The 15,777-nt window shown below is 65.5% G+C and carries 17 protein-coding genes and 1 pseudogene; 3 read left to right on the forward strand and 15 right to left on the reverse strand.

The genetic code is table 11. The features are described from left to right. Positions 1 to 109 precede the first annotated feature (109 nt). From ACPZMI_RS01335 to ACPZMI_RS01345, 3 genes and pseudogenes are all read right to left on the reverse strand, one after another. Positions 110 to 895 (reverse strand): methyl-accepting chemotaxis protein, encoded by a 786-nt coding sequence (locus ACPZMI_RS01335; protein WP_411384458.1) that lies wholly within the window; start codon positions 893 to 895, stop codon positions 110 to 112. 69 nt (positions 896 to 964) lie between these two features. Next, a pseudogene (locus tag ACPZMI_RS01340) lies at positions 965 to 2,209 on the reverse strand (HAMP domain-containing protein); the annotation flags it as partial. Beyond that, positions 2,136 to 3,014: a LysR family transcriptional regulator gene (locus tag ACPZMI_RS01345; protein ID WP_411384122.1), complete on the reverse strand. Its 879-nt coding sequence runs from the start codon at positions 3,012 to 3,014 to the stop codon at positions 2,136 to 2,138. The pseudogene ACPZMI_RS01340 and the gene ACPZMI_RS01345, both read right to left, overlap by 74 nt. 101 nt (positions 3,015 to 3,115) lie before the next feature. Between ACPZMI_RS01345 and ACPZMI_RS01350 the strand changes: the two genes are divergently transcribed. Then, a complete protein-coding gene (locus ACPZMI_RS01350) occupies positions 3,116 to 3,544 on the forward strand; it encodes a PACE efflux transporter (RefSeq protein ID WP_186666685.1) in 429 nt (142 codons plus the stop codon). Positions 3,545 to 3,548: 4 nt separating this feature from the next. Here the strand turns inward: ACPZMI_RS01350 and ACPZMI_RS01355 are convergent, their stop codons facing one another. From ACPZMI_RS01355 to ACPZMI_RS01365, 3 genes are all read right to left on the reverse strand, one after another. After that, positions 3,549 to 4,547, reverse strand: coding sequence for a hypothetical protein (locus ACPZMI_RS01355; RefSeq protein ID WP_411384123.1), 999 nt, complete (start codon positions 4,545 to 4,547; stop codon positions 3,549 to 3,551). A gap of 98 nt (positions 4,548 to 4,645) precedes the next feature. Then, entirely contained in the window at positions 4,646 to 5,089 is a 444-nt protein-coding gene (locus ACPZMI_RS01360; protein WP_426351531.1) for a GNAT family N-acetyltransferase, read from the reverse strand. A gap of 68 nt (positions 5,090 to 5,157) precedes the next feature. Then, positions 5,158 to 5,799: an HD domain-containing protein gene (locus tag ACPZMI_RS01365; protein ID WP_186669653.1), complete on the reverse strand. Its 642-nt coding sequence runs from the start codon at positions 5,797 to 5,799 to the stop codon at positions 5,158 to 5,160. 182 nt (positions 5,800 to 5,981) lie between these two features. Here ACPZMI_RS01365 and ACPZMI_RS01370 point away from each other — a divergent pair, with 182 nt between their 5' ends. Next, positions 5,982 to 6,947, forward strand: coding sequence for a GlxA family transcriptional regulator (locus ACPZMI_RS01370; protein WP_186719720.1), 966 nt, complete (start codon positions 5,982 to 5,984; stop codon positions 6,945 to 6,947). Here the strand turns inward: ACPZMI_RS01370 and ACPZMI_RS01375 are convergent. The 9 genes from ACPZMI_RS01375 to ACPZMI_RS01415 form a co-directional block, all read right to left on the reverse strand. Further along, positions 6,929 to 7,624, reverse strand: a complete 696-nt coding sequence (locus tag ACPZMI_RS01375; RefSeq protein ID WP_186711658.1) for a GntR family transcriptional regulator — start codon at positions 7,622 to 7,624, stop codon at positions 6,929 to 6,931. The two genes, ACPZMI_RS01370 and ACPZMI_RS01375, sit on opposite strands and share 19 nt — an antisense overlap. Before the next feature lie 16 nt (positions 7,625 to 7,640). Continuing rightward, positions 7,641 to 8,348, reverse strand: a complete 708-nt coding sequence (locus tag ACPZMI_RS01380; RefSeq protein ID WP_426351532.1) for a FadR/GntR family transcriptional regulator — start codon at positions 8,346 to 8,348, stop codon at positions 7,641 to 7,643. A 70-nt stretch (positions 8,349 to 8,418) separates the two neighbouring features. Beyond that, positions 8,419 to 9,729 (reverse strand): C4-dicarboxylate transporter DctA, encoded by a 1,311-nt coding sequence (locus tag ACPZMI_RS01385; RefSeq protein ID WP_186669645.1) that lies wholly within the window; start codon positions 9,727 to 9,729, stop codon positions 8,419 to 8,421. Positions 9,730 to 10,008: 279 nt separating this feature from the next. Beyond that, positions 10,009 to 10,503: an Lrp/AsnC family transcriptional regulator gene (locus ACPZMI_RS01390; protein WP_186711661.1), complete on the reverse strand. Its 495-nt coding sequence runs from the start codon at positions 10,501 to 10,503 to the stop codon at positions 10,009 to 10,011. A gap of 11 nt (positions 10,504 to 10,514) precedes the next feature. Continuing rightward, positions 10,515 to 11,330, reverse strand: a complete 816-nt coding sequence (locus tag ACPZMI_RS01395; protein WP_238343293.1) for an ABC transporter ATP-binding protein — start codon at positions 11,328 to 11,330, stop codon at positions 10,515 to 10,517. A 4-nt stretch (positions 11,331 to 11,334) separates the two neighbouring features. Then, the gene (locus ACPZMI_RS01400) at positions 11,335 to 12,048 is read right to left on the reverse strand and encodes an ABC transporter permease (protein WP_054892428.1); all 714 of its coding nucleotides are present in this window, start codon (positions 12,046 to 12,048) and stop codon (positions 11,335 to 11,337) included. Continuing rightward, positions 12,045 to 12,746 carry an ABC transporter permease gene (locus tag ACPZMI_RS01405; protein WP_426351533.1) on the reverse strand — a complete coding sequence of 234 codons (702 nt, stop codon included), beginning with the start codon at positions 12,744 to 12,746 and terminating at the stop codon, positions 12,045 to 12,047. The genes ACPZMI_RS01400 and ACPZMI_RS01405 overlap by 4 nt, the downstream gene beginning before the upstream one ends. Positions 12,747 to 12,839: 93 nt before the next feature. Next, positions 12,840 to 13,619: an ABC transporter substrate-binding protein gene (locus ACPZMI_RS01410; RefSeq protein WP_426351534.1), complete on the reverse strand. Its 780-nt coding sequence runs from the start codon at positions 13,617 to 13,619 to the stop codon at positions 12,840 to 12,842. A 255-nt stretch (positions 13,620 to 13,874) separates the two neighbouring features. Then, entirely contained in the window at positions 13,875 to 14,807 is a 933-nt protein-coding gene (locus ACPZMI_RS01415; protein WP_186719715.1) for a siderophore-interacting protein, read from the reverse strand. A 138-nt stretch (positions 14,808 to 14,945) separates the two neighbouring features. On the opposite strand from ACPZMI_RS01415, the gene ACPZMI_RS01420 reads away from it, so the two are divergent. Next, a partial coding sequence (locus ACPZMI_RS01420; RefSeq protein WP_426351535.1) for a twin-arginine translocation signal domain-containing protein occupies positions 14,946 to 15,777 on the forward strand: 832 nt, incomplete at its 3' end.

Genomic DNA, 15,777 nt, shown 5'->3' on the forward strand with positions numbered 1-15,777 from the left:
CCCCTGTAGGAGCGGGCTTGCCCGCGAACACGGGCGTAGCCCGTGCCAGGCACCGCGCTGTCTTTTTCGCGGGCAAGCCCGCTCCTACAGGGGGAACAGTGAAGCCGTTTCAGATCCTGAAACTGCCTACCAACTGCTTCAAGCGTCCCGCCTGCTGGCTCAGGGCATCGCAGTGGCGCAGGGTTTCGTTGAGATTCTGCACCCCTTGCTGGTTGAGGGCGTTGATCTGGGTGATATCCAGGTTCAGGCTCTCGACCACTGCGCTCTGTTCCTCGGTCGCCGTGGCCACCGACTGGTTCATGCCATCGATCTCGCCGATGCGCAGGGTCACGCTGGCCAGTCGCTCACCTGCCTGGTTGGCCACCTGCACGGTCTGCTCGCTGGAGACCTGGCTGGCGTTCATGGTGTGCACCGCCTCGCGCGAGCCAACCTGCAGGCTGGTGATCATGCGGTGGATCTCTTCGGCCGACTCCTGGGTGCGGTGTGCCAGGTTGCGCACCTCATCGGCGACCACGGCAAAGCCTCGCCCGGCTTCCCCGGCGCGAGCGGCTTCGATGGCGGCGTTGAGCGCCAGCAGGTTGGTCTGCTGGGAGATGCCCTTGATCACGTCGAGGATCTTGCCGATCTCGTCGGTGCTGGCGTTGAGGGTTTCGATCTGCTCGCACGACTCGCTGATCTTGTGCGACAGCGCGGTCATGGCGCTGATCGCATCCTCCACCACCTGGCGCCCGTCGTTGGCTTGATCGCTGGCGCCGCTGGCGTGCTGCGAGGCATCGGCGGCGTTGCGCGCAATCTCCTGGGTGGCGGCGCCGAGCTGATTGATCGCCGCTGCCACGCTGTTGGTGCGCAGGCTCTGTTCCTCGGACCCGTTGATCGAGGCGTTGGAAGCGCTCATCACCTGTTCGGACAGGTCGTGCACCTGTCGGGTGGCCGAGGCCACTTCGCTGATCGAGGCGTGGATACGCTCGACGAAGCGGTTGAAGGCTGCGGCCAGTTCGCCGAACTCGTCCTTGTGCTGCACCTGCAGGCGACGGGTGAGGTCGCCTTCGCCTTCGGCGATATCGTGCATGGCGCGGCCCATGGTGGTCAGCGGGCGCATCAGCAGTGGGATCAGCAGGCCGAGCACGGCTGCGATGGCGGCCACCGCGATGATCATGGCAATGATGGCCGAACTGCGGAACTGGCCGAGGGCGGCGTAGGCTTTGTCCTTGTCGATGGACAGGCCGATGTACCACTGCGCCGAAGGCAGCCCCTTGACCTGGGTGAAGGAGACGATCCGCTCTTCGCCGCCGAGGGTCACGTCCTGCATGCCCGGCTCGACCCGCAGGGAGCTGCCGGGGTAGATGTCCTTGAGGTTCTTCATCAGCTGGTCCTTGTCGGGGCTGACGATCACCTGGCCTTCGCGGTCGACCAGGAAGGCGTGGCCGATACCGCCGAAATCCACGGCGTTGATGATGTCGACCAGGCTGTCCAGGCTCAGGTCACCCCCGACCACTCCGAGCAGCTCGCCATTGCTGCGGGCCTTGACCGGAATGGCGATGGTCACCACCAGCCCGCCGACCGATGCCTGGTAGGGCGGTGTCAGCAGGGTCTGGTTGGCGCTCGCGGCGGCGGTGTACCAAGGGCGTTTGCGCGGGTCGTAGCCTTCGGGCATCTGTGCGTCGGGGCGCTGGGTGAAGAGTCCGGTGTTCTGGCCGAAGTAGGTGAACTGGAAGTTGCTGGTGTAGGAGGGTTGGTCGACCAGCCCGGCGACCTGACTGCCGGTGCCTTGCTGGGCGATATCCTGGGCGAGGTTCTCCAGGATCAGGATGCGTCCGCTCATCCAGTTCTGCACGCTGCTGGCCGTCAGTGCGCCGGCCTGCTGCACAGAGGATTCGATGTTCTGGCGGATGGTGTTGCGTTGCAGGTAGTCGTTGTAGAGGGTGAACAATGCGAATGCCAATACCACGACACCGCAGGCGCTGAGGAGAATCTTGTGGCGGAACTTCAGGTTCATGTTTCGAGACCTTGAGCCGATGCTGGGGAGGCCGCCGTGCACTCGTGGCGCGTGGCGGTGCCTGTCGGAATCGGTATCGGCCTGCGGGCCAAATGGTTGAGTTAGACGTCGTTCTGGCCGACGGGTGGTCATGGACGGATCAGCCGGCAGCCAGCAACTCCACCAGCGCCCGAGCAGCCTGCCCCAGTGGCTGCTCCTTGAGCCACAGCACATGCACGGGTAGCTGCAGCTCGTTGCGGGTGTTGCGAAACGCCAGGCGCACCAGCCGGCCGGCCTCTACCCGTGGCATGACCCTGGCCGCAGGCAGGTCGCCCCAACCCAGCCCTGCTTCGACCATCTGCAGGGCCAGGTCGACGCTGTCGGTGCGCCAGTGCGCGGTGCCGATCAGTGAGCGGGTGTCGCGCAGTGGCAGGTCACGGCTATGCACCAGGATCTGGCGGATGTTCACCAGGTCTTCCAGGTCGCGGATACGCCCTTGGCGCAGGGCTGGATGGTGAGGCGACAAGGTGGCCACCAGCGACTCGGTGCCCAGGTGCTGGAAACTGCGGCGCGGATCGACCTGCAACCCGGCAAAGGCCAGGCACAACCCGACGCGGCCGCTGTCGAGCAGTTGCAGGGCGTCCTCCTGCGGGGCACTGAGCAGTTCGATGTCGAGCAGCGGGTAGCGCTCGCCCAGCCGGGCGATGGCTGTCAGCAGTGGACGGGGGTCGATGTCCGGCACCACGGCGATGGCCAGGCTGCTTTCCAGCCCTCGCGACAGTTCGAGCGCATGCACTTGCAGCAACCCCAGTTGCTCGGCGATCAGCCGCGCGTGCGGCTCCAGGGCGCGGGCGCGGTCGGTGGCGCGCACCTCGCGGGCACCGCGCTCGAACAGGGCGTAGCCCAGTTCTGCCTCCAGATTGCCGATTGCCATGCTGACCGCCGACGGCACCCGCCCCAGTACCCGTGCGGCGGCAGAGAACGAGCCGCGGTCGAGCACGGCGAGGAACAGTTGGATGTTGTCGCTGGAAAAGTTCATGCAAGTCTCCTTTCAGTCAATCTGAAAGGTGCTGACTTTTTCTGTCAAGATTATTGATTCATTCTCCGCGCCTTCATTCACTGTATCCCGAGGTCGTCACGGTGCAAGGCGTCAAACGCAAACTGGTCTACGTGACCTTCTATGAACTCATTGGCTTGTGCATGTCCACGCTGGGCCTGGCCTACCTGTCCGAAACCCCGGCCTCGCACACCGGGCCACTGGCGGTGATGATCACCACCATCGCCATGCTCTGGAACCTGGTCTACAACAGCCTGTTCGAGCGCTGGGAAAGCCGCCAGGCCAAGCGCGGTCGCAGCGTGGCGCGGCGTGTGGCGCACGCGGTGGGCTTCCAGCTGACGCTGGTGCTGTACCTGATTCCGCTGATTGCCTGGTGGCTGGACATGAGCCTGGTCGAGGCGTTCGTGGTGGACCTGGCGTTCATCGTGCTGGTGCCGGTCTACACCTTCGTCTACAACTGGGCGTTCGACCGCATCTTCGGCCTGCCGACCTCGGCCATGGCCGTGGCCTGAGGCGTCAGGGCCGGCCTGCGCCCGACAGCAGGCCATCCTCGACCTGCCCCGACAGGTAGTACACCCCCGAGAGGGCGCCACTCTGGCGGTTCTCCATGAGCTCGCGCCATTCCTCGTTCAGCGCCACGTTGAGGATCACTCGCAGTTGCTCGACCATCTGTGGATGATCGCGATCGTGGGTCATCATGCCGAAACCGGCCACCGCCACCGAGATCATCGCCCCGGCGGCCTTGCCTACTGCCGCCGCCACCGCGCTGGCGATGCCGCGCGGGGCGAGGGTGGCGCCGAGTTTTTCGCTGGCCCGGGTGGCCACCGACGACAGCCCCACCTCGGTTTGCCCGGGTGCCTTGGCGGCCTGGTCGTGCAGGTGCTGGCGCAGCGCCTGCCAGGCGGGCTGCTGGTCCAGTGACTGGGCGCGCAGCAGTTGGTAGAGCGTCGCGTCCCTGGCCGCAGGTGGGCCCAGGGCGATGGCTGCAAGGTGATTCAGGCGTTGGCTGACCTGATCAGGCGGGGCGTTGTAGCGCTGGATGATCGTCGGCAACTGCTGGGCGAACAGTTGCAGGTACAGCTCGCTGGCACGGTCGCGGATGCCTTCGGGGTTGATCTGCTCGGCGACCGGTTCGATCACCCGCTCGTGGTACTGCTCCTGCAGGTAGAGCGCCAAACGTTTTTCGGGCGGGTCGCTGCCGTTGCCGCTGTTCATCTTGAACCAGGCAACCTTGAGGGTCAGCCATTGCTGGGTCCAGTAGCCGGTGAACCAGGGGATGAAGTCGCTTTCGGTACGTTGCTGCACCTGTTCGCGCCAGACCCTCATCGAGCGACGGGCATAGTCGCTGGCCGAGCCGGTGGCGGCAACCGAGGCGCCAATCAGGTCCTGGTCGATCTGTTGCCAGAGGGCGGGGGTGAGCGTGGCCGGGGGCGGGGCTGGTGGGGAGCGTTTGCCGGCGCAGCCAGCCAGGGTCAGCAGCAGGCACAGCAGCAACAGGGGGATGCGCGGGTTCACGCTGGTAGCCTCCCTGGGTAGAGGCTGGATGAGGTCTTCTGATTATAGAAGCGGGAAGGGCCGCAGAGCGGCCCCCTTTTGCAGTTCGAAAGCCATGTTCAGCCCTCGCGTTTCAGATGCAGCAGCGGATACGGATCGCCCTGCCCATCGACTTCGCTGCGTCCGGTCTGGACGAAGCCCTGGTTGAGGTAGAAGCCCACGGCCTGCGGGTTCTGTTCGTTGACATCGACCTCGCGCACGCCCATTTCGGCGACGACCTGGGCCAACAGGGCCTTGCCGATGCCCTGGCCGCGGTAGGTCGGGTCGACGAAAAGCATCTCTAACTTGCCCTCGTGTACCCCGGCAAAGCCACGGATCCGGCCCTGTTGATCGTACTCGGCGCGCAGTTGGACGAAGCCCAGGTACTGGTCGCGCACCAGCGGGCGCAAGCGTTCGATGTAGCCTTCGGTAAGAAAATCGTGCGTCGCCCGCACCGACGCTTCCCACAGTTCGGTCAGGCGCTCGAACTGTTCTGCGCCGACTGGCGCGATGGTGTGTTGCATAAGGCCTCCTGGCGTGTGATTTGCCGGGCGCATGGTAAGGCGCCCGGCAAGCCTTGGCCAGCGAGGCCTCAGCTTGGCCAGCAGGACTGGCGGATCACGCTGCAGAAGTTGCCGGGATGAAAGCCCGGTTCCTTGTCGGCGATGACATCGCCCTTGACGTTGCCGAAGGTGGTCTGCGGCTTGTGGCGGATGCCATCGTAGAAGGCCTGGATGATCGCTTCCTTGAACTGCTCGCCACGGGGATGGGCCTGGACTACGGCGTCGCGCTCGGCGGTGCTCAGCCCTTCATGGTGCAGGCCAAGGACGTCGGTTTCGACGCCGGCGGTAACCAGCGCGATCAGCGGGTGCATGAACTCGGGAATACCCGGTGTGGTGTGCAGGGCGATGGCGGTCCAGACCCGCTCGATGTCGCGTTCGGCGATGCCGTGGCCCTTGAGGAAGTCGCGGGCGGCGTTGGCGCCGTCGACCTCGAAGCGGCAGCAGTCGCTGCTGTGCTGATGGGTCAGGCCCATGTCGTGGAACATGCAGCCGCAGTACAGCAGTTCGCTGTCGAACTTCAGGCCCAGGCGCTTGCCGGCCAGGGCGGCGAAGTAGAACACCCGGCTGGAATGGTGGAACAGCAATGGCGAGGCGGTGTCGCGGACCAGTTCGGTGATCTCGCGGGCCATGGCGCTGTCGGGTACCTGGATACCGGCGATGGAGGTGGACATGGGTGACTCCTTGGGGGGGTTGGTGGTGGAGTCAGTGTGGCGGTGAGGGGGTATGTCCTCAATTGACGTTATGCGCCAGATCCTGCCATTGTCGGTTTGCGACGGACATGGCCTGCGCGGTGGGCAGGCTGGGGTCTTATGCTGTCGCTGTCAGCCTTTTCGCGCTCCTACAGGATCTCCAGATGCCCTCACTGACCCTCGCCATCCTGGCCATGCCCGGTGTCCAGTTGCTCGACGCCAGCGGCCCGCTCGATGTCTTCGCCGAGGCCAACCGCCAGGCCGGTCGCGAGGTCTATCGCCTGCGCCTGCTGGCCTGCGAGCCCGGCCCGCTGGTCAGTTCGTCCGGCGCGCGCCTGCTGCCCGATGGCTGGATCGGCGACACCATTGAGCCCATCGACACCCTGCTGATCGCCGGTACGCCACAGGCGGCCAGCCAGCACCTGCGCAGCGGCATCCTCGACTGGTTGCGTGGGCGTGCCGCCAGTTGCCGGCGCTACGGATCGGTCTGCACCGGGGCCTTCGCCCTGGCTGCTGCCGGCCTGCTCGATGGCCGACGCATCACCACGCACTGGGCGGTCGCCGAGGCCTTGGCCGAGCGCTATCCCGAGGTGCAGGTGGAGGCCGATGCGATCCAGGTCCATGACGGCAAGGTGCGCACTGCGGCGGGTGTGACGTCCGGGCTGGACCTGGCGTTGAGCCTGGTGGAGGAAGACCTGGGGCGAGAACTCGCCAAGCAGGTGGCAGGGCAGTTGGTGATGTACTTCAAGCGTCCGGGTGGGCAATTGCAGTTCAGTCGCCAGGGTGGCTCTTCGCCGGTCGGTCGCTCGGTGCTTCAGGGGTTGCAGCGCTATGTGGCGGCCAATCCGGCCGAGGATCACAGCATCGCCAGCCTGGCGCAGCGGGCGGGCCTCAGCCCGCGGCACTTCGCCCGGCTGTTCCAGGCCGATGTCGGCATGACCCCTGCGGCCTGGGTGGAACTGGCACGGGTCAATGCCGCGCGCGAACGCCTTGAGGGCGGACGCGAGCCGCCCAAGCAGGTGGCGGCCTTGTGTGGCTTCGCCAATGTCGACACCCTGCGCCGCGCTTTCGTGCGGCATGTCGGAGTTACCCCGGCGGACTACCGCAAACGTTACGCGCGCACGCTCTGATCGAGGTCGAGCTTGGCTTCGAGGCGGTCCAGGTGCTGGTGCATCAGCTCAAGCGCCGCGGTGCTGTCGCCGTCTTCCACCGCGTCGATGATTGCCGCGTGCTCTTCCCAGGCGCAGTGCTCGCAGCAGGGCGACTCGTAGCGGGCGATGATCAGCGAGGTCATCGGCACCAGGCCGTTGAGAAAGCGCGCCAGCGGCGCGTTGTTGGCCATCTGCGCAAGCTTGAGGTGGAATTCGCCGCCCAGGCGGATGGCCGTGCAGCGCTCGCCACGCTCGTAGTGCAGGCGTTCGCGCTCCACCAATTGGCGCAGTTGACGGATCTGCCCCGGGCGCGCGCGCTGGGTGGCCAGGCCGATCAGCGTGGTTTCGGCCAGGCGCCGGGCACTGAGCACCTGGCGCGCCTGCTGTGGATCGGGTGCGGCCAGGTGTGCGGTGTGGCTGGGGCGCTGCACCACCACCTGCTGGTCGGCCAGACGCCCGAGCACCCGGCGGATCACGGTGCGGCTGACGCCGAAAGCATTGCCCAGCGCCTGCTCGGGCAGGGCGCTGCCAGGGGGCAGGCGCTGTTCGAGGATGGCGTCGAACAGGCGTGGGTAGATCTGTTCGGCGCCCAGGCGGCCTTCGCCGGTCTTGATCAGCTGGGGCAGGCGCGGGTCGGCGTGGGCGAAGGCGGTCATGGTCGCTCTCCTGACGTCAAAGATGCGGGTCCGGTTGGTCGTCCGGGATGTTCAGTTCGATGCCCATGCGCTGGCCTTCGGCGAGGATGTGCCGGCGCATCTGGGCGCTGGCCTGGGCGCTGTTGCGTGCACGGATGGCGCGCACCACGGCCTCGTTCTCTTCGAGCCGTGCGGCCAGGTGTTCGGGGGAGTCGCGCAGCATCGCCGCGCTCTGCTTGAGCGCGTTGCTGGTCTGCTGCACCACGCTCTGGAAGATCGGGTTGGTGGTCAGCGCGAACAGCGCTTCGTGGAAGGCGATGTAGGCGGCCACGCCTGCCTCGCTGTCGTTGGCGTCAACGGCTTCGCGCAGGTCCATCAGGGTCAGGCGCAACTGGCCGATGTCCTGGTTGCCCGCCGATTGCGCGACCAGCCCGGCGATGAAGGGCTCGAGGGTGTAGCGCAGCTCCAGCACATCGGCCAGGCTGGCGGCGCCGACACCCTCGGTGCCTGGTGTCAGGGCGGCGTCGGCCTCCAGCACCAGCACACCTTTGCCGGGCATCGAGCGTACCAGCCCGAGGGTTTCCAGAACGGTCACCGCTTCGCGCAGGCTGGGGCGGCTGATGCCCAGTTGTTCGGCCAGCTCGCGCTGGCCGGGCAGCATTTCGCCGCTGCGCCACTGGCCGCGGGCCAGGGCCTTGCGCAGCTTTTCCACCACGGAGTTGACGACGGTCGATGAGCTGATCACGGTTCGCTCCCTGATTGAAACCTGAGTCTTGTCGCCTGTGGGCCGGCGCTGAACGTCGGCCCTGGCACGGTCAGAATTCCTGCTGATGGGCCTGGCCCTGCTTGCGCGCTACCGGTTCGAAGCCAGGCTTGCCGGCCAGCACGTTGTTGGCGCGCTCCATGTCGATATCCTTCTCCCAGCGGGCGATGGCCACGGTGGCGACACAGTTGCCGATCAGGTTGGTCAGTGCCCGGCCGATGCCCATGAACCAGTCCACGGCCAGCACCAGCACCAGGCCGACCACCGGGATCGCCGGAACCGCGGTCAGGGTGGCGGCCAGGATCACCAGCGCCGAGCCCGGGATGCCGTGGGCGCCCTTGGAGGTGACCAGCGACACCAGCAGGATGGTCAGCAGGTCGGTCATGGCCAGTGGCGTGCCGGTGGCGTTGGCGATGAACACGATGGCCAGGGTGAGGTAGATCGAGAAACCGTCCAGGTTGAACGAATAGCCGGTCGGAATCACCAGCCCCACGGTGGAACTGCCGATCCCCAGGTGTTCGAGCTTGCGCATCACCTGTGGCAGTACGGCGTCGGAGGAGGCGGTGCCGAGGACGATGGTCAGTTCCTCGCGCAGGTACTTGATGAACGGGATCAATTTCAGCCCCGACACCCGCATCACCGTGCCCAGGATCAGCAGCACGAAGCCTGCACAGGTGATGTAGAACAGCGCCACCAGCCCGCCCAGGTGCTGCAGCGACTCCAGGCCGTACTTGCTGGTGGTGAAGGCGATGGCGCCGAACACGCCGATCGGCGCCAGGCGCACGATCATGCCCATGATGCGGAAGATCACATGGCTCAGTTCGTTGATCAGGCGCGAGATGCCCGAGGCCGACTCGCCGACCAGGTTCAGCGCACTGCCGAACAGCACGGCGAACAGCAGGACCTGGAGGATGTTGTTGTCGGCGAAGGCACCGATCACCGAGGTCGGGATCAGATCCATGAAGAACGCCGTGGCGCCGTGGATGTGCGCACCGCGATCGGCCAGGGCACCGGCGTCGGCGCTGGAGAGCTGGTCGAGGTGGATGTTGGCACCTTGGCCGATGCCGGTAGAGAAGGCCAGCACCAGGCCGATGATCAGGGCGATGGTGGTGAGGATTTCGAAGTAGATCACCGACTTCAGGCCAATGCGCCCGACCTTCTTCAGGTCGCCCGCGCCGGAGATGCCACTGACCACCACGCAGAACACGATGATGCCGATGAGCATCTTGATCAGCTTGATGAAGCCGTCACCGAGGGGTTTGAGCTGCAGGGATACTTCAGGAAAGCTGAGACCGCAGATAACGCCCAGGGCAAGGCCCAGGACAACTTGGAGGAAGATCGAACGCGAGCACCATTTGAGCATGGGAGGGATCTCTGATTCGGTGTCCCTGCTTCGATGCACGCCAGGGGCTGGCGGGCGAAAGAGCGCAGGACTTAATTATTGTGGTCTTACCGGTTTGTCCAGTGCGGGGTAAATGTAAGCGCGAATTTCGGCGCTTGGCAAGGCTTTTTGGACTTACCGGTCTGACCAGTTGGCGATCAGTCGAGCTCGGAGGCTCTGGTGTGCCGGTTAGCGCAGGGAAGGGGTGTGAAGCGCGGGTGGGTGAGGTGAAGGGGGCGCCAGGCGGCCCCCAAGGATGTTTCAGGCTTGTGGTGCGAGGCTCTTGACCGCCGCCAGCTCCGGGTGGGCGACCAGCTTGTCGATGTGCAGTTCGTCGTCGTTCATCCAGGCCTCGGTCAGCACCCGGTAGTGCTCCATGTCGCGGCAGCGCATGCGCAGGCTGTAGTCGAAATGGCCGCTGATCAGCTGGCATTCAAAGACCTGCGGGCAGGCCCGCACGGTGGCCTCGAAGGCACGCTGGGCGGAACGCCCGCTCTGGTTGGACAAGGCCACCAGCACCAACAGCGACAGGCCGGGCGACACCTGCTGCAGGTCGATGATCGCACCGTAGCCGCGGATCACACCTCGTCGCTCCAGCTTGCGCACCCGCTCAAGACAAGGCCTGGGCGTCAGGTGCACGAGGGTCGAGAGCTTCTCGTAGGTGATCCTGCCGTGGTGGCGCAGCACATCGATGATCGCTTCATCGATGCGGTCCAGCGGCGGGTTGGCAGGGGAACGGGTGGCCTTGCTATCCATACGGCGTGACTTCACTTCAAGCGGTTTGAGAGAAACTGTTGCAGGCGTGGGCTCTGCGGGTGGTCGAGGATGTCGGCACTGCCGTGTTCCTCCACCAGTCCCTGGTGCAGGAACAGCACCTGGCTGGACACCTGACGGGCAAAGCCCATCTCGTGGGTGACCATGAGCATGGTACGTCCTTCCTCGGCGAGCGTCTGTATCACCTTGAGCACCTCGCCGACCAGCTCGGGGTCGAGCGCCGAGGTCGGTTCGTCGAACAGGATGATCTCCGGTTCCATGGCCAGTGCGCGGGCGATCGCCACCCGCTGCTGCTGGCCGCCGGAGAGGAAGGCAGGGTACTGCTCGGCGGCGCGCGCGGGCAGGCCGACCTTGTCCAGGTAGGTGCGTGCCCGTGCCTGGGCTTCGGCGGCACTGATGCCCAGCACCTTGCGCGGTGCCAGGCAAATGTTTTCCAGCACGGTCAGGTGGCTCCACAGGTTGAAATGCTGGAACACCATCGCCAGGCGCGTGCGCAGGTTCTGCAGTTGCGCAGGTGGCGGCGTGCGGGTGCCGGGGCGGATCTGCAGGGTCTGGCCGTCGAGGGTGATGCTGCCGGCATCGGGCTGTTCGAGGAAGTTGATGCAGCGCAGGAAGGTGCTCTTGCCCGAGCCACTGGCGCCGATCAGGCTGATCACGTCGCCCTTGCGGGCCTGCAGCGATACGCCCTTGAGCACCTGGTGCTCGCCGTAGTGCTTGTGCAGGGCGTCGACGCTGAGCTTGATCGCGCTCGCATGGGCCTGGGTGGAGGGCGCGTGTTCGAAGTTCAAAGGCAGTGCGGTGGCGGTCATGGGATCAGCCTCGTACGGGATCAAGGAAGCGCATCCAGCGGCGCTCGGCGAGTCGGAACAGGCCGACCAGGGCGAAGGACAGCAACATGTACAGCAGCGCGGCCACACCGAAGGCCTGGAAGGTCAGGAAGGTCGCAGCGTTGGCATCGCGCGCCACCTTGAGGATGTCGGCGACGGTGGCGGTGAAGGCCAGCGAGGTGGCATGCAGCATGAGGATCAGCTCGTTGCTGTAGGCCGGCAGCGAGCGGCGCAGGGCCGCGGGCAGTACCAGGAAAAGGTTCAGCTTCCAGCCGCGCAAGCCATAGGCCTGGGCCGCCTCCAGCTCACCGGCAGGCAGGTTGCGAATCGCCCCGGCGAAGATCTCCACGGTGTAGGCGCAGGTGTTGAGCACGAACGCCAGCAGGGTGCAGTTGAGTGCGTTGCGCAAGAACTGGTCGAGTAGCGCGTGTTCGCGCACCACCTCCAGGCTGTAGAGGCCTGTGTAGCAGATCAGCAACTGGATATAGAGCGGTGTGCCGCGGAACACGAAGGTGTACACCTGCACCGGCACGCGCAGCCAGCTGTGGCGCGATACCCGCGCCAGCGCCAGGGGTAGCGAAAGGACGAAACCCAGGACCATGCTTGCCAGGAACAACCACAGCGTCATGGCCAGGCCCGACAGACCACTGCCATCGTTGTACAGATAGGCGATGCCGTATTGCTGAAGGAGTTCGATCATCGTGCCAGTCCCCGCACGCCGGTGTTGTAGCGCCGCTCAAGGTGCTTGAACAGGCGGTTGGAAAGGGTGGTGATCAGCAGGTAGACCAACCCGGCCAGGCACAGGAAGGACAGCATGTCGTTGGTGGTCTTGCCGGCGTTCTGCGCGGCCTTGACCAGGTCGGCCAGGCCGATGATCGACACCAGTGCGGTGGACTTGAGCAACACCAGCCAGTTGTTGCCAAGCCCTGGCAGGGCGAAACGCATCAGTTGCGGGAACAGCACCAGGCGAAAGCGCTGGGCACGGCTCAGGCCGTAGGCGGTGGCTGCCTCCAGTTGGCCGACGGGCACGCTGAGGATGGCGCCGCGGAAGTTCTCGGTGAAGTAGGCGCCGTAGATGAAGCCCAGGGTCAGCACGCCGGCGCCGAAGGGGTCGATTTCAACGTAGTCCCAACCCAGTGCTTCGGTGAGGTCGTTGAGCCAGATCTGCATGCTGTAGAACAACAGCAGGATCAGCACCAGGTCCGGGACGCTGCGGATCAGTGTGGTGTAGAGGGTGGCCGGGATACGCAGCAGCTTGGAGTGCGACAGCTTGGCGCTGGCGCCGACCAGGCCGAGCAGCAGGCTGAGCAGCAACGACAGGAATGCCAGCTTCAGGGTCATCCAGGTGCCTTGGGCCAGCAACGGGCCGAAGCCTTGCAGAGAAAGCAAGTCGTTCATGAGAGGGTCTCGTGCGACGGGATGGCTTGGGGATCGACGATGTCTACGCTGGCCGCGTCGCGGGCAGGTCGAGGCCCGCGACGGCAGCGACGATCACTCGTTGTAGATGTCCAGGTCGCCCACGTACTTCTTCTGGATTTCGGCATAGGTGCCATCGGCGTGGATCGCCGCGATGCCCTTGTCGAGCAGCGCCTTGAGCTCCGGGTCGGTCTTGCGCAGGCCCATGGCAATGTCCAGTGGCAGGCTTGGGTCCTTGATCGCCGGGCCGCTCTTGAAGTCGGCGCCTTCGGGTTTGGAGAGGAAGTTCAGTTGCGCCTCGAGGCGGTCGGTCACGGTGGCGTCGAGGCGGCCGTTCTGCAGGTCGGCATAGTTCTGGTCCTGGGACTGGTAGGCCCTGACCTGCACCCCCAGCGGGGTCAGCACGGCGCGGGCATAGGCTTCCTGCAGCGAGCCCTGCAGTACGCCGACCTGCTTGCCCTTGAGCGATTCGGGGGTATCACCGAAGTCGGCGGACGCGCGCACCACCACCGAGGTGGGGCTGAGGAACAGGCGGTCGGTGAAGTCGATCTGCTTCAGGCGCGCTGGGGTGACGGCCATCGACGACATGATGGCGTCGAACTTGCGCGCACGTAGCGCCGGGATCATGCCGTCGAATTCGTTATGCACCCAGGTGCACTTGACCTGCAGCTTGGCGCAGATGGCGTTGCCCAGCTCGATGTCGAAGCCTTGCAGGCTGCCATCGGCGGCGACGGATTCGAAGGGTGGGTATTCGGGGAAGACGCCGAAGCGGATTTCGGGCCATTCCTTGGCCTGGACGGCAGTGGCACACAGCGAGAACAGCAGGACGCCGAAGCGTTTTCGCATGGAGAGCATAGGTGTGGTCCCTGGGTGTTGTTATTGGTTGTAGGGCGGTGTAGTGCGTAGGTCTGTCCGTGACTCGGGAGTCGGGCTCAGGATGCGCGAGGCAGAGGGTTTTTTTGTGTCGTTTGTACAGGTGCAGGGGACCGGATTCGGTCGTTAACGGCGGGGTGACGGCGGAATCGGCTGTCATGACATCGATTTACAGATGTGCGACAGCGTTTTTGGTGTGTGAGCCCGGGAATACAGCGGGTGCCGTAGCGGTCGATGCTACTCCAGGGTGCGTCCGGCCCGCCAATAGCCCATCAGCGTCAGGCTGTCGCGCGCCAGGCCACGCTCCTTGATCAGGTAGCGACGGATCTCCATCACCGTCGCCGACTCCCCGGCGATCCAGGCATGAAAGGCCGCGGCCTTGTCGCTGGCCAGTTCCCAGAGGATGCGCTGGTCGATGTCGACCTCCTCGAGTTCGGCGTTGCGGGTCGCTGTCGGGTTCGGCAGCGTGGCCAGTTCGCGCACCGCGTGCAGCATGCCTTGGCCGTGATCGCAGGCCAGCACGTCGCGGGGCAGCCAGTGCACCCGGGTGGCCGGGCCGTGGCGCAGGTCAAGGCAGTCCAGCTCCAAGGGAACCTCGATGAAGGCTTCGACCGCCAGGTGCGGGCGGGTGTCGGCCAACTGTTCGAGCGCCCCGGCAATCGCCGGCAGTGCGGTCTCGTCGCCCACCAGCAGAATCTGCCGTGCCTCGCGTGGGGGCTTCCACTCATAACCGCCGGGGTCGCCGTCATAGGCAAGGTTCGGTGCAACCATCTGCAGCCGATCACCGGGGCGCGCATGGGTCGCCCAGGCCGAGGCGGGGCCATTGACCCCATGCAGGACGAAATCCACCTCCACCTCATGCTGCGCGCGCCGCAGGGCGCGCAACGTGTAGGTGCGCATGGGGGGCGTCTGCGCCGCCGGGAGGTCGCGCCGTGCCTGCTGCCATTTCTCGTGCTGGGGGAGTCGTGGTGGCTGGCCGTCGGGGGAGGGGAAGAACAGCTTGATGCGCTGGTCCGGCGCCAGGGTGGTCATTTGCCCGATGTCTTCGCCGGTGAAGACGAAACGACACAGCGAAGGGCTCAGGGGCACGATGGTCTTGAGCTCGACATCGAAGATCCGGTAAGCGCTGGCCCGGTTCGGGCGAATCAGGCGCGAGAGGAAGGAGGTCATCGGCAGCCTCTGCTGGCAAGGAGTCTTCTGAAGGAACGAGCGCCAGCCGTGGTGAATTAGCCCCGGTAAATTTTGCCCGCCAGCGTACGTTCTAGCTTGGATAGAAGCCGCAGCATGGCTGGAACGGATAGAGGCGCAATGACCATTTCCCGACGAGGATTCATCGCAGGCCTGGCAGTGGCGGGGGCCGCGGGTACCGCCGCCTACTATGCGCACAAGGAGCTGATCCACGACCCTCAAGACGACATCGTCACCCCGGGTGAGGCCAGCGTCGAGCTTGCCGACCTTGCCGGGCAACTGCTGGCCGATCACTTGCGGGGTGTCTGGGATATCCGTTTCGATGGCGCCGATGGCGGCCTCGAGGGCTTGCCGCGCGAGGGCGTCGAGGTGTTCTTCGACGTCGCCACCAAAGGCCGTGGGCTGCGTGGTTTCGTTGATACCGGCGAGCGCCTGCGAGCTGATGGTCCGGCCGCCTACCGGGTGCTGGGCGATCTGGTCGGAGCCTCGTCTGCCCAGGTGCGCTGGCGCCTGCTCAGTCAGGACGGTGGGCCGAGCTATGAGTGCGTGGCCAGCCTCGACGAGGTGTGGGGCGAGTTCGCCAACGCTGGCAGCGGCACCCTCAGCGGCCGCTTGCAGCGCCTTGATCGGCCCCTTACCTTGCCGGTGGCGGACAGCCGCTTCGTTGCCGTCAAGCGCCTGTTCCCAGAGGCGCGTGAGCGCCTGCCCTATACCCCGGCCATGCAGGCCTGGGTCATCAGCCCCGAGCATCGTTTGTTCCACCAGCTCTGGCATGCGACCCGCGATCAGTGGCACAAGATTCCCGAAGACAAGCGTAATGCGTTGCGCGGCCTGGGCTGGCAGCCAGGGCCGCGCAAACACAAGCGCGATGCCCACAGGCCGCGCAAACACCCCAACGGTTTGGGCGTGGAATTTTTTTTCATGCACCGGCACACGCTCGCTGTCGCACGCG

Origin of the sequence: Pseudomonas wayambapalatensis, assembly GCF_049942315.1 — a bacterium.
Taxonomy (GTDB): Bacteria; Pseudomonadota; Gammaproteobacteria; order Pseudomonadales; family Pseudomonadaceae; genus Aquipseudomonas; species Aquipseudomonas wayambapalatensis.